At 68.0% G+C, this 18,874-nt stretch carries 17 protein-coding genes; 14 read left to right on the forward strand and 3 right to left on the reverse strand.

What is annotated here, in order from left to right:
• The first annotated feature begins 100 nt into the window (after positions 1-100).
• From ACIBVN_RS15530 to ACIBVN_RS15585, 12 genes are all read left to right on the forward strand, one after another.
• On the forward strand, positions 101-739 hold the full coding sequence (locus ACIBVN_RS15530) for a hypothetical protein (protein WP_397136712.1): 639 nt from the start codon (positions 101-103) through the stop codon (positions 737-739).
• A gap of 256 nt (positions 740-995) precedes the next feature.
• Positions 996-2,672: a substrate-binding domain-containing protein gene (locus tag ACIBVN_RS15535; protein ID WP_397136714.1), complete on the forward strand. Its 1,677-nt coding sequence runs from the start codon at positions 996-998 to the stop codon at positions 2,670-2,672.
• Positions 2,673-2,783: 111 nt separating this feature from the next.
• A complete protein-coding gene (locus tag ACIBVN_RS15540; protein WP_397136716.1) occupies positions 2,784-4,313 on the forward strand; it encodes a sigma-70 family RNA polymerase sigma factor in 1,530 nt (509 codons plus the stop codon).
• Positions 4,314-4,616: 303 nt separating this feature from the next.
• On the forward strand, positions 4,617-4,982 hold the full coding sequence (locus tag ACIBVN_RS15545) for a hypothetical protein (protein WP_397136718.1): 366 nt from the start codon (positions 4,617-4,619) through the stop codon (positions 4,980-4,982).
• Positions 4,979-6,109 carry a GNAT family N-acetyltransferase gene (locus ACIBVN_RS15550; RefSeq protein WP_397136720.1) on the forward strand — a complete coding sequence of 377 codons (1,131 nt, stop codon included), beginning with the start codon at positions 4,979-4,981 and terminating at the stop codon, positions 6,107-6,109. Before ACIBVN_RS15545 ends, ACIBVN_RS15550 begins: the two co-directional genes overlap by 4 nt.
• Before the next feature lie 142 nt (positions 6,110-6,251).
• Positions 6,252-7,082 carry a glycosyltransferase family 2 protein gene (locus ACIBVN_RS15555; protein WP_397136722.1) on the forward strand — a complete coding sequence of 277 codons (831 nt, stop codon included), beginning with the start codon at positions 6,252-6,254 and terminating at the stop codon, positions 7,080-7,082.
• 10 nt (positions 7,083-7,092) lie between these two features.
• Positions 7,093-8,034: a glycosyltransferase family 2 protein gene (locus ACIBVN_RS15560; RefSeq protein WP_397136724.1), complete on the forward strand. Its 942-nt coding sequence runs from the start codon at positions 7,093-7,095 to the stop codon at positions 8,032-8,034.
• Positions 8,031-8,834 carry a polysaccharide deacetylase family protein gene (locus ACIBVN_RS15565; protein ID WP_397136726.1) on the forward strand — a complete coding sequence of 268 codons (804 nt, stop codon included), beginning with the start codon at positions 8,031-8,033 and terminating at the stop codon, positions 8,832-8,834. Before ACIBVN_RS15560 ends, ACIBVN_RS15565 begins: the two co-directional genes overlap by 4 nt.
• Positions 8,827-10,143, forward strand: coding sequence for a lipopolysaccharide biosynthesis protein (locus tag ACIBVN_RS15570; protein WP_397136728.1), 1,317 nt, complete (start codon positions 8,827-8,829; stop codon positions 10,141-10,143). Before ACIBVN_RS15565 ends, ACIBVN_RS15570 begins: the two co-directional genes overlap by 8 nt.
• 8 nt (positions 10,144-10,151) lie before the next feature.
• Positions 10,152-12,752 (forward strand): hypothetical protein, encoded by a 2,601-nt coding sequence (locus tag ACIBVN_RS15575; RefSeq protein WP_397136729.1) that lies wholly within the window; start codon positions 10,152-10,154, stop codon positions 12,750-12,752.
• Positions 12,753-12,862: 110 nt separating this feature from the next.
• The gene (locus ACIBVN_RS15580; RefSeq protein WP_397136731.1) at positions 12,863-14,041 is read left to right on the forward strand and encodes a DUF418 domain-containing protein; all 1,179 of its coding nucleotides are present in this window, start codon (positions 12,863-12,865) and stop codon (positions 14,039-14,041) included.
• Positions 14,042-14,097: 56 nt separating this feature from the next.
• Positions 14,098-14,730: a GNAT family N-acetyltransferase gene (locus ACIBVN_RS15585; protein ID WP_397136733.1), complete on the forward strand. Its 633-nt coding sequence runs from the start codon at positions 14,098-14,100 to the stop codon at positions 14,728-14,730.
• Between the two features lie 12 nt (positions 14,731-14,742).
• On the opposite strand, the gene ACIBVN_RS15590 is transcribed toward ACIBVN_RS15585, so the two are convergent.
• The gene (locus ACIBVN_RS15590) at positions 14,743-15,192 is read right to left on the reverse strand and encodes an ATP-binding protein (protein WP_397136735.1); all 450 of its coding nucleotides are present in this window, start codon (positions 15,190-15,192) and stop codon (positions 14,743-14,745) included.
• 151 nt (positions 15,193-15,343) lie between these two features.
• Between ACIBVN_RS15590 and ACIBVN_RS15595 the strand changes: the two genes are divergently transcribed.
• Positions 15,344-16,216: a Scr1 family TA system antitoxin-like transcriptional regulator gene (locus tag ACIBVN_RS15595; protein WP_397136737.1), complete on the forward strand. Its 873-nt coding sequence runs from the start codon at positions 15,344-15,346 to the stop codon at positions 16,214-16,216.
• Entirely contained in the window at positions 16,206-16,418 is a 213-nt protein-coding gene (locus tag ACIBVN_RS15600; protein WP_397136739.1) for a DUF397 domain-containing protein, read from the forward strand. The genes ACIBVN_RS15595 and ACIBVN_RS15600 overlap by 11 nt, the downstream gene beginning before the upstream one ends.
• Positions 16,419-16,569: 151 nt before the next feature.
• Here the strand turns inward: ACIBVN_RS15600 and ACIBVN_RS15605 are convergent, their stop codons facing one another.
• Both ACIBVN_RS15605 and ACIBVN_RS15610 read right to left on the reverse strand, forming a co-directional pair.
• Positions 16,570-17,958, reverse strand: coding sequence for a xylan 1,4-beta-xylosidase (locus ACIBVN_RS15605; RefSeq protein ID WP_397136741.1), 1,389 nt, complete (start codon positions 17,956-17,958; stop codon positions 16,570-16,572).
• A 150-nt stretch (positions 17,959-18,108) separates the two neighbouring features.
• Positions 18,109-18,858 (reverse strand): SDR family oxidoreductase, encoded by a 750-nt coding sequence (locus tag ACIBVN_RS15610; protein ID WP_397136743.1) that lies wholly within the window; start codon positions 18,856-18,858, stop codon positions 18,109-18,111.
• Between the last annotated feature and the right edge of the window lie 16 nt (positions 18,859-18,874).

Raw genomic sequence — 18,874 nt, forward strand, 5'->3', positions numbered from 1 at the left:
ACTTGACCATCCTTTGCTGCCCTGAAGCGACGTTACGTTACGTAGTGGGTACATTACAGATCGCTGTCGACGGCCGGATAGCCGGGGAGTGCGGAGGGTCATGGTGCCTGACCAGCGAATTCATGAGCGTCCGGCCGCGTCAGCCGACTGGCTGCGCGCTGCCCGCGCCGCCCGTTCGCTTTCGGTGGCCACGCTGGTCTGGCTGGGCGTGGAAAGCACGCTCGGCCTGGCCGCCGGCTTCTCGGCCCACTCCCTGGCGCTGATCGGGTGGGGATTGGCGTCGTTCGTGGAGGCGGCGGCCAGCCTGATCGTGGTGTGGCGCTTCACTGGCGCCCGTACGCTCTCGGCGAGCGCCGAGACCACTGCCCGGCGGGCGGTCGCGGTGAGCTTCTGGCTGCTCGCGCCCTACCTCGTCCTGCACGTCGCCTACGACCTGGACGCGGGACAGCGGGCCGCGCCGAGCGTGCTGGGGATCATGGTGGCGACGTTCAGCCTGATCAGCATGCCTGCCTTGGGGCTGGCCAAGCGGCGGCTCGGGGCGCGGCTGACGTCCGCGGCCACCTCGGGAGAGGGCACCCAGAACCTCATTTGCGCGGCCATGGCGGCGGGGGTGCTGGCGAGCCTGTGGCTCAACACGCTGGGCTGGTGGTGGGTCGATCCGGCTGTCGCGGTGGCGCTGGCGGCAGTCGCCGTACGGGAGGGCAGGCGGGCCTGGCACGGCCACATCTGCCGCCATTAGACCATCACTCAAGCCGAGAACAGCACTCACAGAGCGTAATCACTGCACCAAAAGGGCTGTTTTGCCGCACTGAGCACACCGAGTATCGTTCCCGGAGTATTACGGAGCAACTCCCACTAGGGTCTCCGAGAAAGTCTCAAACCATATCTAAGAGGACATCGTGGGGCGACACCGCACAGACGAGCTCGATGGCGGATACAGAGCGCAAGAACCCCCGGCCCGCAGGCGCTCCGGCAGCGGTCGCGGCAGGGTGATCGTGCCACTGGCCGGCGCCGTCGCGCTGGCCGTGCTCCTCGGTGTCGCCGCATTCGTCATCTTCAATCGTGATCACGACTGCTCGGCCGGCAAGCTGGGGCTGCGCGTCGTCGCGACGCCGGACATCCAGCCCGCGCTCAACAAGATCGCCGGCAACTACAACAAGGCCATGCACTCGATCGACAGCAAGTGCGTCGAGGTGACGGTGGCCAAGGAGACCGCGGCCAGAACCGCGAACGCGGTGGCCGCCGGCAAGGCCAAGGCCGACTTCTGGGTGGCGGACTCCAGCCTCCTCATGGAGAGCCTGCGCAACACCCCGACGGGCGAGGCGCTGCCGCAGGTGGACGGCTCGATCGCGACCTCACCCGTGGTGCTGGCGGCGGCCAAGTCTTCCGCGTCGAAGCTGACCGGCACCCTGCAGCCGAGCTGGGCGGCCATGATCTCAGCGGCGAACGTGGCCAACGTGGACGGTCCCGGCAAGAAGGTACGCGTGCTCGCCCTCGACCCCCAGAAGAACTCCGCCGGGCTGGCCGCGCTGCTGGCCGCCGCCGGCACGGCGAAGGAGGCCAAACAGGACAAGGCACTGGTGGGCGCCATGAAGGAGCTGTCGGGCCAGCTCGCGTCCGACTCGACGGCGCTGCTCGCCAGCCTCACGGTGAAGTCGGGCAGCAGGGTGCCCGTCGGCGTCGCCTCCGAGCAGGCCATCTACGCCCACAATGCGAAGAAGCCGGAGGCTCCGGTGGTCGCGCTCTACCCCAAGGAAGGCACGCTGAGCCTCGACTACCCGGTCACGATCCTCACCAAGGATCCGTCGGTGCTCAAGGCCGCGGCGGACTTCAAGCAGGACCTCGCCACGGAGTCGGCCAAGAAGATCCTGCGCGAAGCGGGCTTCCGCAGCACGGACGGCAAGGCGGGCGACGCGCTGTCGAAGGACAAGGGGTTCACGCCTGAGACGCCGTCGTCCCTGGAGCCGCCGGACGGCGCGACCGTTGCGAGGCTGGTGCAGACCTGGTCCAGGCTGAACCTGGGCTCCCGCCTGCTCACGCTGCTCGACGTCTCCGGCACCATGGCGCTGCCCGTTCCCGGTACGGGGATGACCCGCATGCAGGCCATCACCAAGATCGCCACCGAGGGCATGGCCCTGTTCCCCGCCGACTCCGAGCTGGGCCTGTGGACGTTCTCCACGCACATGGACGGGCAGGGCAAGGACTGGAAGGAGCTCGTCTCCGTCGGTCCGATCAGCGAGTCGGTCAACGGGACGCTCCGCAAGGAGATGCTGGCCAGGAATTTCGCCTCGATCCAGGCCAAGGCCACCGGCGACACCGGGCTGAACGACACCGTCAAGGCCGCGTACACGCAGCTGACCAAGACCTACCAGGAAGACAAGATCAACACGCTGCTGGTCCTCACGGACGGCGCAGGCAACGACGACCCGGAAGGCGGCGTCGAGAACGCCGAGCTCCTGCAGTTCCTGAAGAAGACGTACAACCCGAAGCGGCCCATCAGCATCCTGCTCATCGCGTTCGGCCCGGAGGCCGAGAAGGGCAAGCAGCAGATGGACGCCCTGGCCAAGGCCACGGGCGGCGAGGCGTACATCGCCAAGAACGTCCTCCAGGTGCGCGACTTCTTCCTCCAGGGCATGGAACGGCGGCTCTGCACCCCCAACTGCGACGGGTGAGGGCGCCGGCACCTCATGCCTGTTGGGCATAGGGGGCGAACCCGGTAGAAGGTGGCGGCGTCCTCTCCGCGTGGGGCTTGAATGCCCGTTCTACCCGCGGGGAGGGAATCCGTGCCTGGATGGCCGTCCGTCGATCGCGCCCAGGAACATGAGCTGGTCGAGGCTCTGCGCCGGGCGCACACCGACGCTCCAGCCAAGCTGTACGACTCCTACGCCGAGCGGCTGCACGACTATGCCAGCTCCTTCGCCAGCGACCTGGCCGCCGACGCCGTGCACGACGCCCTGGTCACCGCGCAAGGGTGCGTGCACCGGCTGAAGGAGCCCGCCAGGCTGCGGGCCTGGCTGTACGCGCTGACCAGGTTCCAGGTGCGGGCCAGGATGGCGCATCGGACGCCGGTGGAGGGCCTGCCGCTGCCGGACCTCGAGGAGCACGACGACCCCGAGCTGGCGGACCTGGTCCACGAGACGCTGGGCGAGCTGAGCAGGAACGAGCGCGAGATCCTGGAGTTGTCGGTGCGGCACGGCCTGACCCCGGCGGAGGTCGGCGCGGTGCTCGGGCTCACCTCGCGGCAGGCGGCGAGCCGGCTCGGCAGGGCCCGCGACCACCTGGAGAACGCCGCCGCCGCCGTGGTGCTGGCCAGGACGGGACGGGCGCACTGCCCCGATCTGTCGGCCATGCTGGACGGATGCGAGGGCCCGCTCACCCCGCTGCTGCGACGGAGGTTGTCGGGGCACATCAGCGGGTGCGAGGTGTGCACCGAGGGGCGGCACAGGCAGGTCTCGGCGGCGCGGCTCCTGGACATGGTGCCGGTCGCGTTCCCGCCCATCTCGCTGCGCCGCCGCGTGATCGACACGTGCGTCAACCCCGAGCGGGACCAGACCCGCACCCTGATCACCGATCGCGGGGACAGCTTCGACAAGACCGGCTTCCCCGTGGCCGTCGAGCACCGCTCGCGGCGGCGCAGGCCGCGCCGCCTGGCGCCGGTGCTGCTGGCGGGCGCGTGCGTGCTGGCCGCGACCGGGGCCGTGGTCGCGATCAACGGCGGCGACACGTCCAGCAGCACCCCGCTCCGGGCCGCCCCCTCGTCCACACTCCCCGTCGAGGAGACCCCGACCTCCCTCGAGGAGAGCCCGACGCCCGAGCCGGTGGTGGAGCAGGACGACCTCACACCGACCCCCACCCCCAGCCGCACCCACTCCATCCGGGCCACGCCGACCGTACGGCCGAGCACCAGGCACGCCGCCGCGCCGACGCCCACCCGCCGCAGGCCCGCAGCCGGCGCCCGGCTCGGCACGTCGTGCCCGGAGGCGATCGACGGCGCGGCCAAGATCGGGCTCAGTGCCCGCAACGCCGCGGTCTCGTGGGTGGCGACCGCCTCGCAGGGGCTGGACGTGTTCCCGGCGAGCGGCTCGATCAAGGCCGGACGCTCCGTGGCGATCTGGGTGACGATCCTCGACCCGGACAGCGCCGGCAGGGGCCGCGTCGCCTTCACCTCGAACGGCGGCACCGCGACCTGCTCACTCGCCTGGAACGGGCGGCAGCCGCCCGAGCCGACCGGCGAGCCGACGGCCTCCGCCGAGCCCAGCGCCTCTCCCTCCGAGACCGCGTCCGCCGACGACGCCGAAACCCTCGACGAGTAAAGTGATCTTTTACCCCCGAATAGATCTTTTGCGTCCGAGCAACTCCGAATTTAGAGCCGACAAAAAAGGGTAATTCGGACCTTCGCTCGAAGATTCGCGGTCACATAGGGCATTCTGATGTGCCTGAGAGCCGTTCCAGGACCGGGACCTCTTGATCATGTTTTGAAACTGCACGAGAAAAATCTTTGCGCGCCGGTAAACCGGGGCATGCTGCCAAGCGTCGGCATTGACGTCCCTGCCGCGGATTGGTCCCATGAATTGCGATCAGTAGTGCTTTGATAACAGAGCAGGAGACAAGGGGAGATGCTCAAGCAGCACCGCAGAGCGCTGACCTGGCTGGTGGCGCTCGCTTGCATAGCTGGAGCGGTCGTGGCGCTTTTCGACATAGACACGCCGTTGCGCCCATTTTTGATCTCCCTGTTCCTTCTGGTCGTTCCAGGTGCGGCGGTAGTAGGACTGTTGCGTGATCGTGACCCCCTTGCCGCGATATCAGTAGGAGCTGCGGCAAGTCTCGTAATCAACGTGCTTCTCGCTCAGGCGATGCTGCTGTTCGGCGCGTGGTCGCCCCGTGCAGGCGTCGCGACGGTCGCCGTGCTCGGAGGGTTCATGTACGTGCTTCGCGTGTTGTACCGGGGGAAGAGCATGCAGACCCAGCAGGGGGTCAGGTGAACATCCAGGTGACGCGACCGGGAGAGCTCGGGGACGCCGAGCGGTGCCGATGGCGAGAGCTGCAGAAGGCCGATCCGAGTCTGGACAATCCGTTCCTGTCCGTCGAGTTCGCCGTGGCGATGGACCGCTTGCGCGACTACGTGAGGGTGGCGGTCATCTCCAGCGAAAGCGACATCGTCGGATTCTTTCCGCATGAGCGGCACAGCTTCGGCATCGGCAAGCCGCTCGGCGGCTTCCTGACCACCTGCCACGGGTTGATCGCCGCCCCGGATCTGCAGCTCGACGCCAAGGCCCTGCTGCGGTCCTGCAAGCTCAGCGTCTTCGACTTCGACCACCTGGTGGCGGGACAACCCACGTTCGCCCCTTACGAGCAGGATGTCCGGCCCGCGCCGGTCATGGACTTCACCTCCGGGTTCGCCGCCTGGATCGAGCAGGTCAAGTCCAATTCCCCGAAAAACCTCAAGACCGTCCGCTACAAAGAGCGCAAGCTCGGCAGGGAGCAGGGCGAGCTGCGCTTCGAGTGGGCCTCGGCCGACCAAGAGGTGCTGCGCACGCTGCTGGCGTGGAAGTCCGACCAGTATCGAAGAACTGGCCGGGTGGATAGGTTCGCCCAGCCGTGGATCGTCGAATTGACGGACATGATGCATGCCGAAAAGTCATCGGACTTCGCGGGCGTCCTGACCATGCTTTATGCCGGAGACGTACCGGTCGCCGGGCATTTCGGCCTCCGTACGAGCACCACGCTTGTAGGGTGGTTCCCCGCCTATGACACCGAGTTCGCCCGTTATTCGCCGGGCATCGTCCATCATCTCCAGATGGCCGAGGCCGCCGCGAACGACGGAGTGCACATGGTGGACATGGGCAAAGGCGGCAAAGAGTACAAAGACTGGCTCAAGAGCGGAGTCTTGTACGTCGCCGAAGGCCGCATCTCAAGACCGTCCGCGGCAGCGGCGGTCCACTGGATGGGCCGCACTCCTTTCAACAAGGCCCGAACAATCGTCATGGACAGGCCGTCTCTTTATAAGGCGGCCGACCGTGTGCTCAAGGGCTTCGGTCGCATGCGCACCTCGATGCAGCAGCAAGAGTCACCCAACGCAGTAGTGAAAGAACCAACGGGAGCACGCTGAGCGCTTCCGAGTCCCGGCAGAACACCCTCACAGCACAGGACCCTTCGATGCATCGTTCACCGGCTTCGCCATTCCCTCAGCACCCGGGTGTGGCCCCGTCCGGCTCGTGGCGGGGAGGGGTCCCGGAAGGATTTCCCTCACCATGAGTCCCGAGATAGCCAAGCACAACGGCAAACCGCAACCACCCTTGCGGTCGATGCCGCCACCCACGAGCTTCACGCCGGTCACCCCTCACCTGGCCATTTCCCCGACGGTGAGCGTGGTCGTGCCGGCGATGAACGAGGCAGAGAACCTGCCGCACGTCTTCGCCACGATCCCGCACTGGGTGGACGAGATCGTGCTCGTCGACGGCAACTCCGTCGACGAGACGGTGGCCGTGGCCAGGCGGCTGCGACCGAACCTGAAAGTCGTCACGCAGACCGGCAAGGGCAAGGGTGACGCCCTGGCAGCCGGGTTCGCCGCGTGCACGAGCGACATCATCGTGATGATCGACGCCGACGGCTCGACCGACGGCCGCGAGATCATCTCCTTCGTCGGCGCACTGGTGACGGGCGCCGACTTCGTCAAGGGGTCCCGCTACTCCCCCGGCGGCGGCAGCGACGACCTGACGCTCAACCGGCGGCTCGGCAACAAGGTCTTAACCTCGCTGGTCAACGTCCTGTACGGCACCAAGTACACCGACCTGTGCTACGGCTACAACGCCTTCTGGGCCCGCCACCTCGACGTGCTCGACCTCGACTGCGACGGCTTCGAGGTGGAGACGCTGATGAACGTGCGCGCCGCCAAGGCCGGGCTGAAGGTGCACGAGGTGCCGAGCCACGAACGCACCCGCATTCACGGCGAGAGCAACCTTCGCGCCGTACGAGATGGCTTCCGCGTGCTCAAGACCATCCTGAAGGAGTGGCGTCGCCAGCCCGCTCCCGCTCAGCCTGAGCCGACCGCCACTCCCGCCGCTGACCGAGGCGTCGCATAAAGGAATCCCTGTGAACACGTCTGTTGTCATCTGCGTCTACACCGAGGAGCGGTGGGAGGACATCAGGCAGGCAGTCGAGTCGGTCGAGAGCCAGACACGCCCGGCACACGAGCTGATCCTGGTGGTCGACCACAACCCCGACCTGCACCTCAAGCTCAAGCGCGCCTATCCACGGGCCATCGTGGTGGACAACACCCATGAGCAGGGGCTGTCGGGAGGCAAGAACACCGGCGTGGCCACGGCCAACGGTGAGATTGTCGCGTTCCTTGACGACGACGCGGTCGCCGACGAAGGGTGGCTGGAGGCTTTGGAGGAGGGCTTCCAGGTACCCGGCGTGGTGGGCGTCGGAGGTCGTACGGATCCGCTGTGGGCGTCCGGGAGGCGCCCGCGGTGGTTCCCGGACGAGTTCGACTGGACGGTCGGCTGCACGTACCGCGGCATGCCCGCCGTACGTGCGCCGATCCGTAACGTGATGGGCGGCAACGCCGCCTTCCTGCGCGACGTCGTGTCCGAGGTGGGCGGGTTCCACAGCGGCATCGGGCGCAGCGTGCAGGGCCGCAAGTCGCGCCCGCTGGGGTGCGAGGAGACGGAGTTCTGCATCCGGCTGAGCCAGCGCAAGCCTGGCTCGGTCATGCTCTTCGAGCCGCGCGCGGTGATCGGGCACAAGGTGTCCAGACAGCGCGAGCGGTTCGCCTACTTCAGATCCAGATGCTACGCGGAGGGGCTGTCGAAGGCCCTGGTGACGCAGGAGGTCGGCACTCAGGACGGGCTGGCCAGCGAGCGCGCCCACGCGCTCAGGACGCTGCCGCTCGGCGCGCTGCGCGGCGTGCGCGAGGCGCTGCGGGGTGACCTGGGCGGGCTCGGCAGGGCGGCCGCGATCGTGGTCGGGCTGGCCTGGACGACCTGGGGTTACGTGGTGGGTTCCGCACGGTTGAAGGTGGCACGCTCATGACCCGGATCCCGATCCTGATGTACCACTCGGTCACCGACGCCCCCAACGACGAGACCAGACCCCACTCGGTGCGGCCGTCCGACCTGGCCGAGCAGCTCGCGTACCTGTCGGAGAGCGGCTTCACCCCGCTCACGCTGGGCGACCTGGTGGCCTCTCTCCACCACAACAACGGCCGCTCGATGCCCGGCAAGCCGATCGTGGTGACGTTCGACGACGGCTACGCCGACTTCCACAGCCACGCGCTGCCCCTGCTCGAGCGCTACCACTTCCCCGCCACGGTCTTCCTGACCAGCGGCTGGGTGTCCGACGCGGGCGACGACGCGGCGGGCCGCCCCCTCGACAAGATGCTGAGCTGGGGCCAGGCGCGCGAGGCCGCGCAGACCGGCATCGAGATCGGCGGCCACAGCCACAGCCATCCCCAGCTGGACCAGCTCCGCACCGAGGACCTCCGGCAGGAGCTGCGCAGGAACAAGGGCCTGCTGGAGGAGAAGATCGGCGCGCCGGTCGCCACCATGGCCTACCCCTACGGCTACTCCAGTGCCCGCGTCCGCCAGGAAGTCCGCAAGGCCGGATATTTCGCCGCCTGCGCCGTGAGCAACACGATCGCCGCCGACCGCCACGACATGCTCGCCATCCCCCGGTTGACGGTCGGCAAGGGCACGACCATCGCCATGTTCAAGCGGGCCGTCGAAGGCACCGCCGTTCCCCTCATCTACCTGCGCGAACGCATCCTCACCAAGGGGTACGCGGTCGTGCGCCGGACGAGGTACGGGCTGCGGCGGGTGCGCGGAAATGTCTGAAGTCTGGGGCAAGATCCTCCGCGATCTGCATAATCCGCTGTTCCGCCAGGGCTACGCGCTCATGGCGAACACCGTCATCACCGGCGTGCTCGGCATGGGCTACTGGCTGCTGGCGGCACACCACTACTCGCCGGAGGAGTTCGGCAGCGGGCAGGCGTTGATCACCGCGATGCGGCTGTTCGCGTCCCTGATCGCGCTGGGGTTCGTGGGCGCGCTGGCCCGCTTCCTGCCGGTGGCCGGCCGCCGCACGCCCGAGCTGGTCCTGCGCGGGTACGGCCTGGCCGCCGCCACGGGCGGGGTCGCGGCGCTCGGCTTCCTGCTGACCCTGCCGATGTGGGGAAAGACGTACTCGGTGCTCAGCGGCTTCTGGCCCGGGCTGTTCTTCCTGGCGTCCGTGCTGGTGTGGGCCGTCTTCACGCTGCAGGACGTGGTGCTGACCGGGCTGCGCAGGGCCACGTTCGTGCCCATGAACAACCTGGTCTTCGGCGTCGTCAAGATGGGGCTGCTGGTCGCCCTGGCCGGCGCGCTGCCGTCGGGCGGGATCTTCGTCTCCTGGGTCATCCCGACCGCGCTCGCGCTGATCCCCGTGAACTGGCTGATCTTCGGCGTGGTGGTGCCCAGACACGTCAGGGAGTCCGACGCCGCGCAGGAGCCGCCCCGGCTGCGCCAGGTCGGCAGGTTCCTGGCCGGGGACTTCCCCGGGACGCTGTCGATCCTGGGAATCGTCTACCTGGTGCCCGTGGTGGTCGCCACGCAGGTGGGCGAGGCCACGTTCGGGCGCTTCTCGATGGCGCACACCCTCGCGAGCATGATCGAGCTGCTGGCCATGAACATGGCGGTGTCACTCACCGTCGAGGGCTCCTTCGACCGTGCCCGGCTGGCCGAGAACTGCCGTCGTGCGCTGCGGCGGGCGTTCCTGATCGTCACGCCGATCATCGCGGTGGCGTTTCTCGCGGCGCCGCTGATCCTGACCATCTTCGGGTCCGCCTTCGCGGCTGAGGGCACGACGCTGCTGCGGCTGATGTCGCTGGCCGTGCTGCCGCGGGTGCTGATCGAGGTCTACCTAAGCGCGCTGCGGGCGCAGTCGCGGGCGCGGATGCTGGCGGCCGTGCAGATCGGGCTGGCCGTGCTCGTGCTGGTGTCCACTCTGGCGCTGTTCCCGTACGCCGGCGTGAACGCGGTGGGATACGGGCTGCTCTTCAGCGAACTGCTCATGGGACTTTTGATTTTCGGTAATCTCCGCAAAATCCTCAGGTACGGAGAAACAGGGTCGCGGGCCGTTACCCACGGGTCGGCCGGGGCCGCATGATGGTCAACGTGACGCAACGGGACGGCGACGGCATCGAGCCGGACGCGGACACGACGAGGCTCGTACGGCTGCCCGCCACCTTGCACATCGGGCACCCACCCACGACGGAGGAGGACACGGACCCGGACGCCACGGGCACGGTGGTCACGCCCGTACAGGATGTCTCCGCGCCGACCACGGACGCGCCTGACACGGCCGACGCGCCGGCCGACGAGGAGCTCCCAGCCGAAGCGCCGGCCGACGGGGAGCCCACGGCCGAAGCGTCAGCCGACGGGGAGCCCACAGCCGACGCGTCAGCCGACGGCACCGTGCCCATGACCCGTCCCGCGGCCATCGGAGTGGCAATGGCCGTAACGCCGTCGACCGAGGCCGAGCCTGCCGCGTCCCAGGAAGAAGCCGCACCCGAGCAAGCCGCACCCCAGCAGGTGGCGCCCCAGCCGGCCCCGGCCAAGCCGCGCACCCTGGGCGGTCGGGTGGGCGCGCTGGTCGCCAGCGCGCCCAAGTGGGTGCCCGTGCTGCTGGTCCTCGAGGGCCTGGCCATGTACATCCTCGCCCTCAAGGTCCCCCCGGGCCCGCTGCGGGGCGTGGATCCGAACGACATCGACGGCCTGGGCCTGATTTCGGCGCTCCCGACGAGCGCGTTCATCGCGATCCTCATCATGATCGCGTCGTTCTTCATCACGGTCGTCCAGAGCTCCGACCGCAAGTTCCTGCTGCTCCTCCAGATCGCCGCCATCACGTTCGCCCTGCACGGCGCCGGAGCCCTGGTGGCGACGGAGCCGCGCTTCCCCACGGCGTACATCCATGCCGGTTTCGTGGAGTTCATCAGCAGGACCGGCGAGTCGGCCATCAGCATCGACGCCCGCATGGGCTGGCCCGGCTTCTTCGCGCTGTTCGCCTTCGTGACGCAGGCTGCCGGGATCAGCGACCTGACGACGATCCTGCAGTGGACGCCGCTCGTCTCGAACCTGCTCTACCTGCTCCCGTTCGTGCTGATCCTGCGCCAGGTCGTGGCCACCACGCGGGCCCGGTGGTTCGCGGCGCTGCTGTTCGTGCTGGTGCAGTGGATCGGGCAGGACTACTTCTCGCCGCAGGGCTTCACGTTCGCGTTGTATCTGGCGTTCGTGGCGATCCTGCTCAGGTGGTTCGGCCGGGTCGAGCCGCGCACGAAGCCGGTCCCGCGCAAGGGGCTGCGCAGGCTGCTCGGCAAGCTGGACGCGATGACCCCGGGCGAGCTCGCCAACACCGGCACGTTCCGGGCCGACAAGCTGCTGATGCTGCTGATGCTGCTGGCGCTGTTCGTCGCGTCGGTGGCCTCGCACCAGATCACGCCGTTCATGATGCTCGGGGTCGTGACCGCGTTCCTGATCTTCAAGCGGACCTCGTTGTCCTGGGCGCTGCCGTTCTTCCTCGGGCTGGCGGTGCTGGCCTGGATCAGCTACATGACGGTGGGCTTCTGGTCCGGCCAGATCGACGCCATCTTCGGCGGGCTCGGGCGGATCCTGCAGAACCTCCGCAGCAACACCGGCGACCGGATCGAGGGCAGCGACCCCGCGCACGCGCTGGTGCTCAAGGCGCGGCTCGGCATCCTCGTGGTGATCCTCAGCCTGGCGGCCTCGGGGCTGATCAGGCGGTTGCGGCGCGGGGTGTTCGACCGGTCGGCGCTGATCCTGCTCTGCGTGCCGGTGCTGGCGCTGGGGCTGCAGAGCTACGGCGGCGAGATCGGGCTGCGGATCTACATGTTCGCGCTGCCCGGGGCCTGTCTGCTGGCCGCGTACGCGTTCTTCCCCAACCTGCCCGCCGACAGCGCGGACGTGCGCGAGGAGACCGTGCCGCTGCGCAACCGGAAGCTGCGCGTCAACCCGGAGCTCACCAGGAAGATCTCGGTCGCGCTCGCGGCGTGCTTCGCGGTGCTGTTCGCGTTCGCGTTCCTGCTGACCAGGTACGGCAACGAGAAGTTCGAGCGGGTCACCACGGGCGAAGTGGCCGCCCTGCACTACATCTACGAGCACGACAAGCCGAGCGCCAAGGTGCTCTACCTGGTGCCCAAGAAGGGCCCCGAGGTCACCCCGATCCTGCCGTGGGGCGAGCGGGACGTCGAGCTGGTCAACTTCGGCGGGCAGGCCCTCGTGCACAAGGACCCGGCGCGGATCGCGGACGCGGTCCAGGCGCTCAAGGAGCAGCCACGCAACTCCTACCTGATCGTGAGCCGCGGCCAGGTCAGCTATCTGCAGCTCAACGAGGGTTTCCCGGACGACTGGGGCACGAAGTTCCGCGCGGCGCTGGACGCCTCGCCGGACCTGAAGCGGGTGTTCTCCAACGAGGACGCCGCGCTCTACACCTGGAAGAAGTTCGTCAGGGGCACCGAGATCCCCGATCCTCAGCCGTACAAGGGGCGCGGCGACCCCACCTCGCCGTGGACGCCGGTGGGCATCGGCGCGCTGGGCGTGACCTGGGTGGCGCTCTTCGCGTATGAGATCATCTGCTTGAACGGCCGGAAGCGCGCGCGCAAAACCCGCAAGCGCCTGCTGTTCCTGGCGGTTCCCGCTTTTTTGGTGGCCATAGCGGTGATCGTCGAGAGATTTATCTATATCGCACAAAATAACTGAATTCACAGGAAGCACTTAGCTTGTGCGGGATGATGTAACCCGATGTAAGGACACAGGAGACATTTCCCGCCATGCCCAATGCACGACCCGCGGCCGCGAGGATCGCTTCTGTGGACGCCCTGCGAGGCTTCTCGCTCCTGGGCATCCTCGTCGTCAACATCGCCTTCCTGGCCTCCGGCTACCGCATGGCCGGGATGGCGGAGCCCGCGTTCCAGTCCTCGCTGGACTGGAGCGTGCGGTGGGTCGTGACGCTGCTCGCGGAGAACAAGTTCTACCTGCTGTTCTCCTTCCTGTTCGGCTACAGCTTCACGCTCCAGGTCGACTCGGCGGAGCGGCAGGGCCGGCCGTTCGGGCCGATGTTCCTGCGCCGGCTGGCCGGGTTGTTCCTGATCGGGCTGGCGCACGCCGTGCTGCTGTTCCCCGGGGACATCCTGACGACGTACGCCGCCGTCGGGCTGGTTCTGCTGATCTGCCGCAAGATCAGGCCCAGGACGGCGGTGGTGCTGGCGGTGGCGCTGACCGCGCTGCTGTCGCTCGGCTTCGTGCTGCTGGCGCTGCTGGCCATGTCCGGCCTGGACACGGCGGGCACGGTGGCCGACACGGCGGCGGAGGCCGCCCGGTCGGACACCGCTCTGGCCGCCTCCTTCTGGCAGATCGTCGCTGAGCACCTCAGGAAGCTGTCGCTGATCATCCTGTTCCGCGTCTTCTTCCAGGGCCCCGCCGTGCTGGCCGCGTGCCTGATCGGCCTGGCGGTCGGCAAGCTGGGCGCCCTGCGTGACATCTCCGCCCACACAAGGACACTGCGCACGCTGCAATGGGCCGGGTTCACGATCGGGCTCGCAGGCGCGTTCGTCTACACGGTGTCGGCCTGGCAGGGCACGTTGCACAAGTTCTGGGGCGAGGCCGTGGATCTGGTGACGGCACCGCTGCTGGCGGCGGCGTACGCGGCGACGTTCCTGCGGCTGCTGCCGTACGTGCCGCGCGCCGCGCGGGTGCTGGCGGCGCCCGGCCGCATGGCGCTGTCCAACTATCTGGCGCAGTCGCTGATCTGCTCGCTGATCTTCACCGGGTACGGGCTCGCGCTCGTGGACCGGGTCAGCCCGCTGCTCGAGGTGCTGATGGCGGTCGGCATCTTCGCTGTCCAGGTCGTTTACAGCCGTTGGTGGCTCAAGAGCCACCGCTACGGTCCGGTGGAGTGGTTGCTGCGTTTCCTGACGTACTGGCGCAGACCAACCCCCAGCCGCGCGTCCGAGGCCCGCCGCTCCCCCTCCCCCGCCCTCCCAGAGTGATCGACCGGAATTAATTGGGATGATCTCGTCGGCGGGGCTCGGAACAATGGACCGGTATGCGCCACTGGCCCGTACTCAACCTGCGCCTGACCACGCCCCGGCTCGAGCTGCGGCTGCCCTCCCTGGACGATCTCGACGAGCTGGCCGAGCGGGCGCTGGAAGGCGTTCACGATCCTGACGTGATGCCGTTCGGCGTCCCGTGGACCGACGTCCCCGCCGCCGAGCTGCCGGGGAACGTCGTCCGCTACCAGCTCGGGATCATGTCGCGGTGGCAGCGCGAGCAGTGGTGCTGCAACTTCGTCGTCGTCCACGAGGGACGGGTCGTCGGCACCCAGGACCTGTCCGCGCACAGCTTCCGGGTCACCCGCGAGGTGCACACGGGCTCGTGGCTGGGCCGCGCCCACCAGGGCAAGGGGCTCGGCACCGAGATGCGCGCCGCCGTCCTGCATCTGGCCTTCACGGGGCTCGCCGCCGAGACGGCCGTCTCCGAGGCGTTCCTGGACAACCCCGCTTCACTGGGCGTCTCACGCAAGCTCGGCTACCGGCCCGATGGGCTGTCGGTGGACGAGGCACGCGGCCGGCGGGCGGTCCAGCAACGCCTGCGCCTCGACCGGGCCGACTTCACCGACCCCGTCCCGGTGCGGATCCACGGACTGGAGCCGTGCCTGCCGCACTTCGGGCTGGGCTGACACGGGAGACGGTCACAGAGCGTGGATGGGTACGTGGCACCAGACCACGCGCTCTTCCCGCTCGGTGAGGTAGGTCCCCCAAGCCCCGCCGCAGATCGCGATGATCGTGGCGATGCCCATGCCGCCGGGCTGCGTCATCCGCGGGATCCAGTCGTTCCAGTCGGCCGGGAACGGCAGGCATGTCGGCTCCGACCCGGGATTGCCGGGATCCGTCACGTCCAGGCGGACGCAAGACGGGTCCTCGTCCAGACGCAGCCGCACCCAGTCGCGATCGGGGCCTTTGAGCGCGTGTCTGACGGCGTTGGTCACCAGCTCCGAGACGACGAGCTCGGTGTCGTACAGCGCGGGGTGCGTCATTCCCAGCCAGGTTCTGACGGCGATCCTGGCGCGGTGCGGCGCGTACGGATCCTGGCGGAGCGTGGCACGCCGGAGTTGCGTTGGGGCTGTCCCGCCTGACCGCATGGGAATCACCTCGAAGCGCAATAGATCGGACGGCGCAGTGAGGAATTACAGCGCCTAAATCTCCGGAGCCTCTGCACAGCATGGCGTCATGCGATTACTTTGTGTTGCGGAACAGGACTCCACTTTCCTCCAAGTACCACCGACGGTGTGTGTGAGCTTTGTAGGGGCGTTAGAGCATAAGGCAAAAGGGCATGGTATGACGGCAAACGGACAAGAGCCTCGCCTACGGGCACGAGCGGAGTACGGCGCACGAATGCGGAAGTTTCGGACAAGCCACGGCCTGTCGCAGGAACGCCTTGCCGCAGCCCCTGGAGTCACCTACAGCGAGAGCCAGATCGGAGCCGTCGAGCGGGGCAAGCGCACGCCCAGCGAGGCTTTCACGGAGGAAATAGAGCGTGTTCTCGGGCTCAACGGCGAACTGAAAGAACTCCTTCCCGAAATCCACACGGACCTGGGGCCGGCCTGGTTCCGGCCATGGCCGGGCATCGAGGCCGCGGCCCACGCCATCCGGACGTCCGAGCCTTTGGTGATCCCCGGGCTCCTCCAGACGGAGAGATACGCCGAACAGGTCCTGCTCGGCGAGCCCGGCACCACGCGGGACCAGGTGCAGAAGGCGGTCAAGGTCCGGCTCAAACGCCAGGCCGTGTTCGACCAGCCGAAGCCACCCATGTATTCGACCCTCATAGACGAGAGCGTGCTGTTTCGACCTATCGGCGGGGCAGAGGTGATGCGGGAGCAGCTCGCACACCTCCTGACCGTCATGGAGCACCCGTGCATCACCGTACGGATCGTCCCCCTCTCAGCGGGGATGACCACCGGCCTGCTGGGTGCGTTCGAGATCGCACAGGTGGACGGCTCGCCCGACGCCGCTTACCTGGAGAGCGCGCTGACCGGCGAGGTGATCAGTCGTGTCGACAAGGTCCGAGACCTTGGCGTGCGATGGGATGCGTTGAGCAGCATGGCGCATCCGGTGAACATCAGCGAGAAAGTCATTCGCAAGATGATGGAGAGGTATGGAGACTGACAACGAACTGCTCACTGCCGCGTGGCGCAAGGCCAGGGCATCAGGGAGCAACGGCGGCAGCTGCGTCGAAGTCGCACCCCTCAGCGGTGGACGCGTCGCCGTGAGAGACAGCAAGGACCGCAGCGGTCCCGCCCTCGTGTTCACCGCGGCAGAATGGACCGCCTTCAGAGACGGCATGTCCAAGGGCGAATTCAACTTCTGACAGAAACTCTTGAAAGAGGGGCTCATCCTTTCCGAGCCCCTCTTTCATCTGCACTCCGAGATCCCTGCACCGGATGATGAGCGGGAACGCCGCCTGACCACCGGCTGAGCGGCCATGGCGGGCGTGGCGCCACAACACCCGGGACGTGCGTTCAGGCGCCGCCGCGACCGGACCACTTGATCTCGTACGGTTTCAGCGTCACCCGCTTGCCGTCCACCGTCGCGGAAACAGGCCGGTCCGAGGTGTTCACCATGACCACCTGACGCTCCTGGCCGAGTGCCCTGACTTCGGGGTCCGAGGTGGCCACCTGCTCCACGCGCACCCCCGCAGGGAACCACTTCGTGAAGCCGCTGAGCAGGCCCGCCATCGGCATCTCCCCGCCGACCTTCGGAGCCCAAAGGCAGCCTGCGCACGCGCCCCTGTCCCGCTGCTGCGGGTTCCAGTAGAGAGCGCTCGTCACGCCGCTCTTGGCGAACTCCATCAGCGCCGCCGCCTGCACCGCCGTGCGCCTCTCCTCCGACCAGCCCGAATTCTCCGGCTCGACGTACCATTCCGCCCACCACACGGGCAGGTCGCGGCTCTTCTGCCGCAGCCACGTCGTGATCGCGCTGAACTTGCCCAGAGCCGCGAAATCATCGGGGACATTGCCCCGGTCCTTCGTCATGGAAGCGCCGTCCACCACGACGAAATCGGCGCCCTTCTTGTTGTCCAGCCAGTATTGGACCGCGTCCAGCGCTCTCTGGTCGACCGTGCCCCACGGCCCGCTCAGCTCGGAAGGGCCGCCTTTTGCGCTGCTTTCTATCGGGACGTACGGGCCGCCGATCTGGATGCCTTTGTCGACCTTCTTCAAGGCCGTGTAGACCTTGTTGTAAAGCTCGGTATAAGCCTCGGCGTCCCAACGGTTCGTGCTCGGGTCCCAGAAGCCCTTGAACTCGTTCCACACCAAATAATGCTTTACGGTCGGATACTGCCTGGCAACCCTGGCGGCCAGTTTGGCGTAGTCATCGAAATGTTCGCGCTTCGGCGCGACCGTGTGGTTCTTGCTCCAGTCCGTGTGCCCGGCTCGCCCGCCCTTCATCCAGTCGGGCGCGCAGCACAGCGTGATCACCGGCACGGCCCGCGACGACGCCATGAACTTCAGCCGCCGGTTCAGATCCCGGAAGTTGAACTGCCCAGGACTGGGCTCGGGGTTGCCGACGCCCCAGCCCATGATGTGCTGGTTCTGCAGCATCGGGACGCGGCCGAGCATGCCCCTGGCCTGCCCGACGACCCGCGGCGGCTCGTTGTCGGCGCTGTATTGGGTGTGGGTGATGCCCCAGCGCGGCCAGTTCTCGAGCGCGGGTGGCTGCTCCAGCCGCGGCGCCGGCTCGTTGGGCATGGCCGGGGCGGCTTCGGCGCCCTGGAAAACGCTGCGGGCCTTGGTGCGCATCGAGGCATAAACCATGATGCCCGCCACCAGGATTACCGCGAGAATGCCCGCTCCCAGTGCAAGCGGCCATGGCGATCGTCGGCGTGCGTGCCGGCCGTCGGTGGGAATCACTGGACGCTCCTCATCCTGCGCAAATGTACAAGGACTCGCGAGCCGGCGAAGGTTTTTCACGGCTCGCGAACATAAGGAAACGTGCAAGAGCCGGGTAGTCCCCAGCACTAATTACGTTATTCGTCCCGCTTGCAAGCCACTTGCGGTTTATCAGAGCGCGGGTGGGCGCTGGCCGCCCGCGGGGCCCGGCACCCCGGCATAGCGGTACGGAACCGGCTGCCTGCCGGGCTGCACGACCAGGAGCGTGCCGGGGGTGTCGGCGTAGAAGGCGCTTTCGACGGCGGCGGCCACGTCCTCCGCCGTGAGCAGCGGGAACCCCGCATTGACGAACATCTCCCGCGACTCGGCCACCAGCGGCGTGTCGGTGAAGCCCGGGCAGACGGCGTTGATCCGGATGTTCTGGACGGCCAGCGGCTCGGCGAGCGCCCTGACCAGGCCGACGACGGCGTGCTTGGTCATGGTGTAGATCGGGTCGCCGGAGAATCCCACGAGGCCGGCCAGCGACGAGGTGGCCACGATGGCTCCCCCGCCGGACCGGACGAGCAGCGGAACGCTGGCCCGCACGCCGAACACGACGCCGTCCACGTTCACGCCGACCACCTGGCGGTACCGCGCCACGTCGAAGTCCGCCAGGTCCACCCGGCCGGAGATGCCCGCGTTGAGGTGGACCAGGTCGAGCCGGCCGAAGCTCCGCTCGGCCAGCGCCACCGCCTCCAGGGACGCCTCCTCGTGGCTGACGTCGGCGGCCAGCCATACGCCGCCCAGCTCCTTGGCCAGCCGCTCGGCGCCTTCGCCGTCGAGGTCGACGAGGACGCATTTCACACCGCCCGCCGACAGCCGCCGCGCCACGGCGGCGCCGATGCCGCTCGCCGCTCCGGTGATGAGTGCAACAGTGCTCATGACGCTCCTTGAGGGC

The sequence above is a fragment of the Nonomuraea sp. NPDC049400 genome (genome assembly GCF_044466425.1).
Lineage (GTDB): Bacteria > Actinomycetota > Actinomycetes > Streptosporangiales > Streptosporangiaceae > Nonomuraea.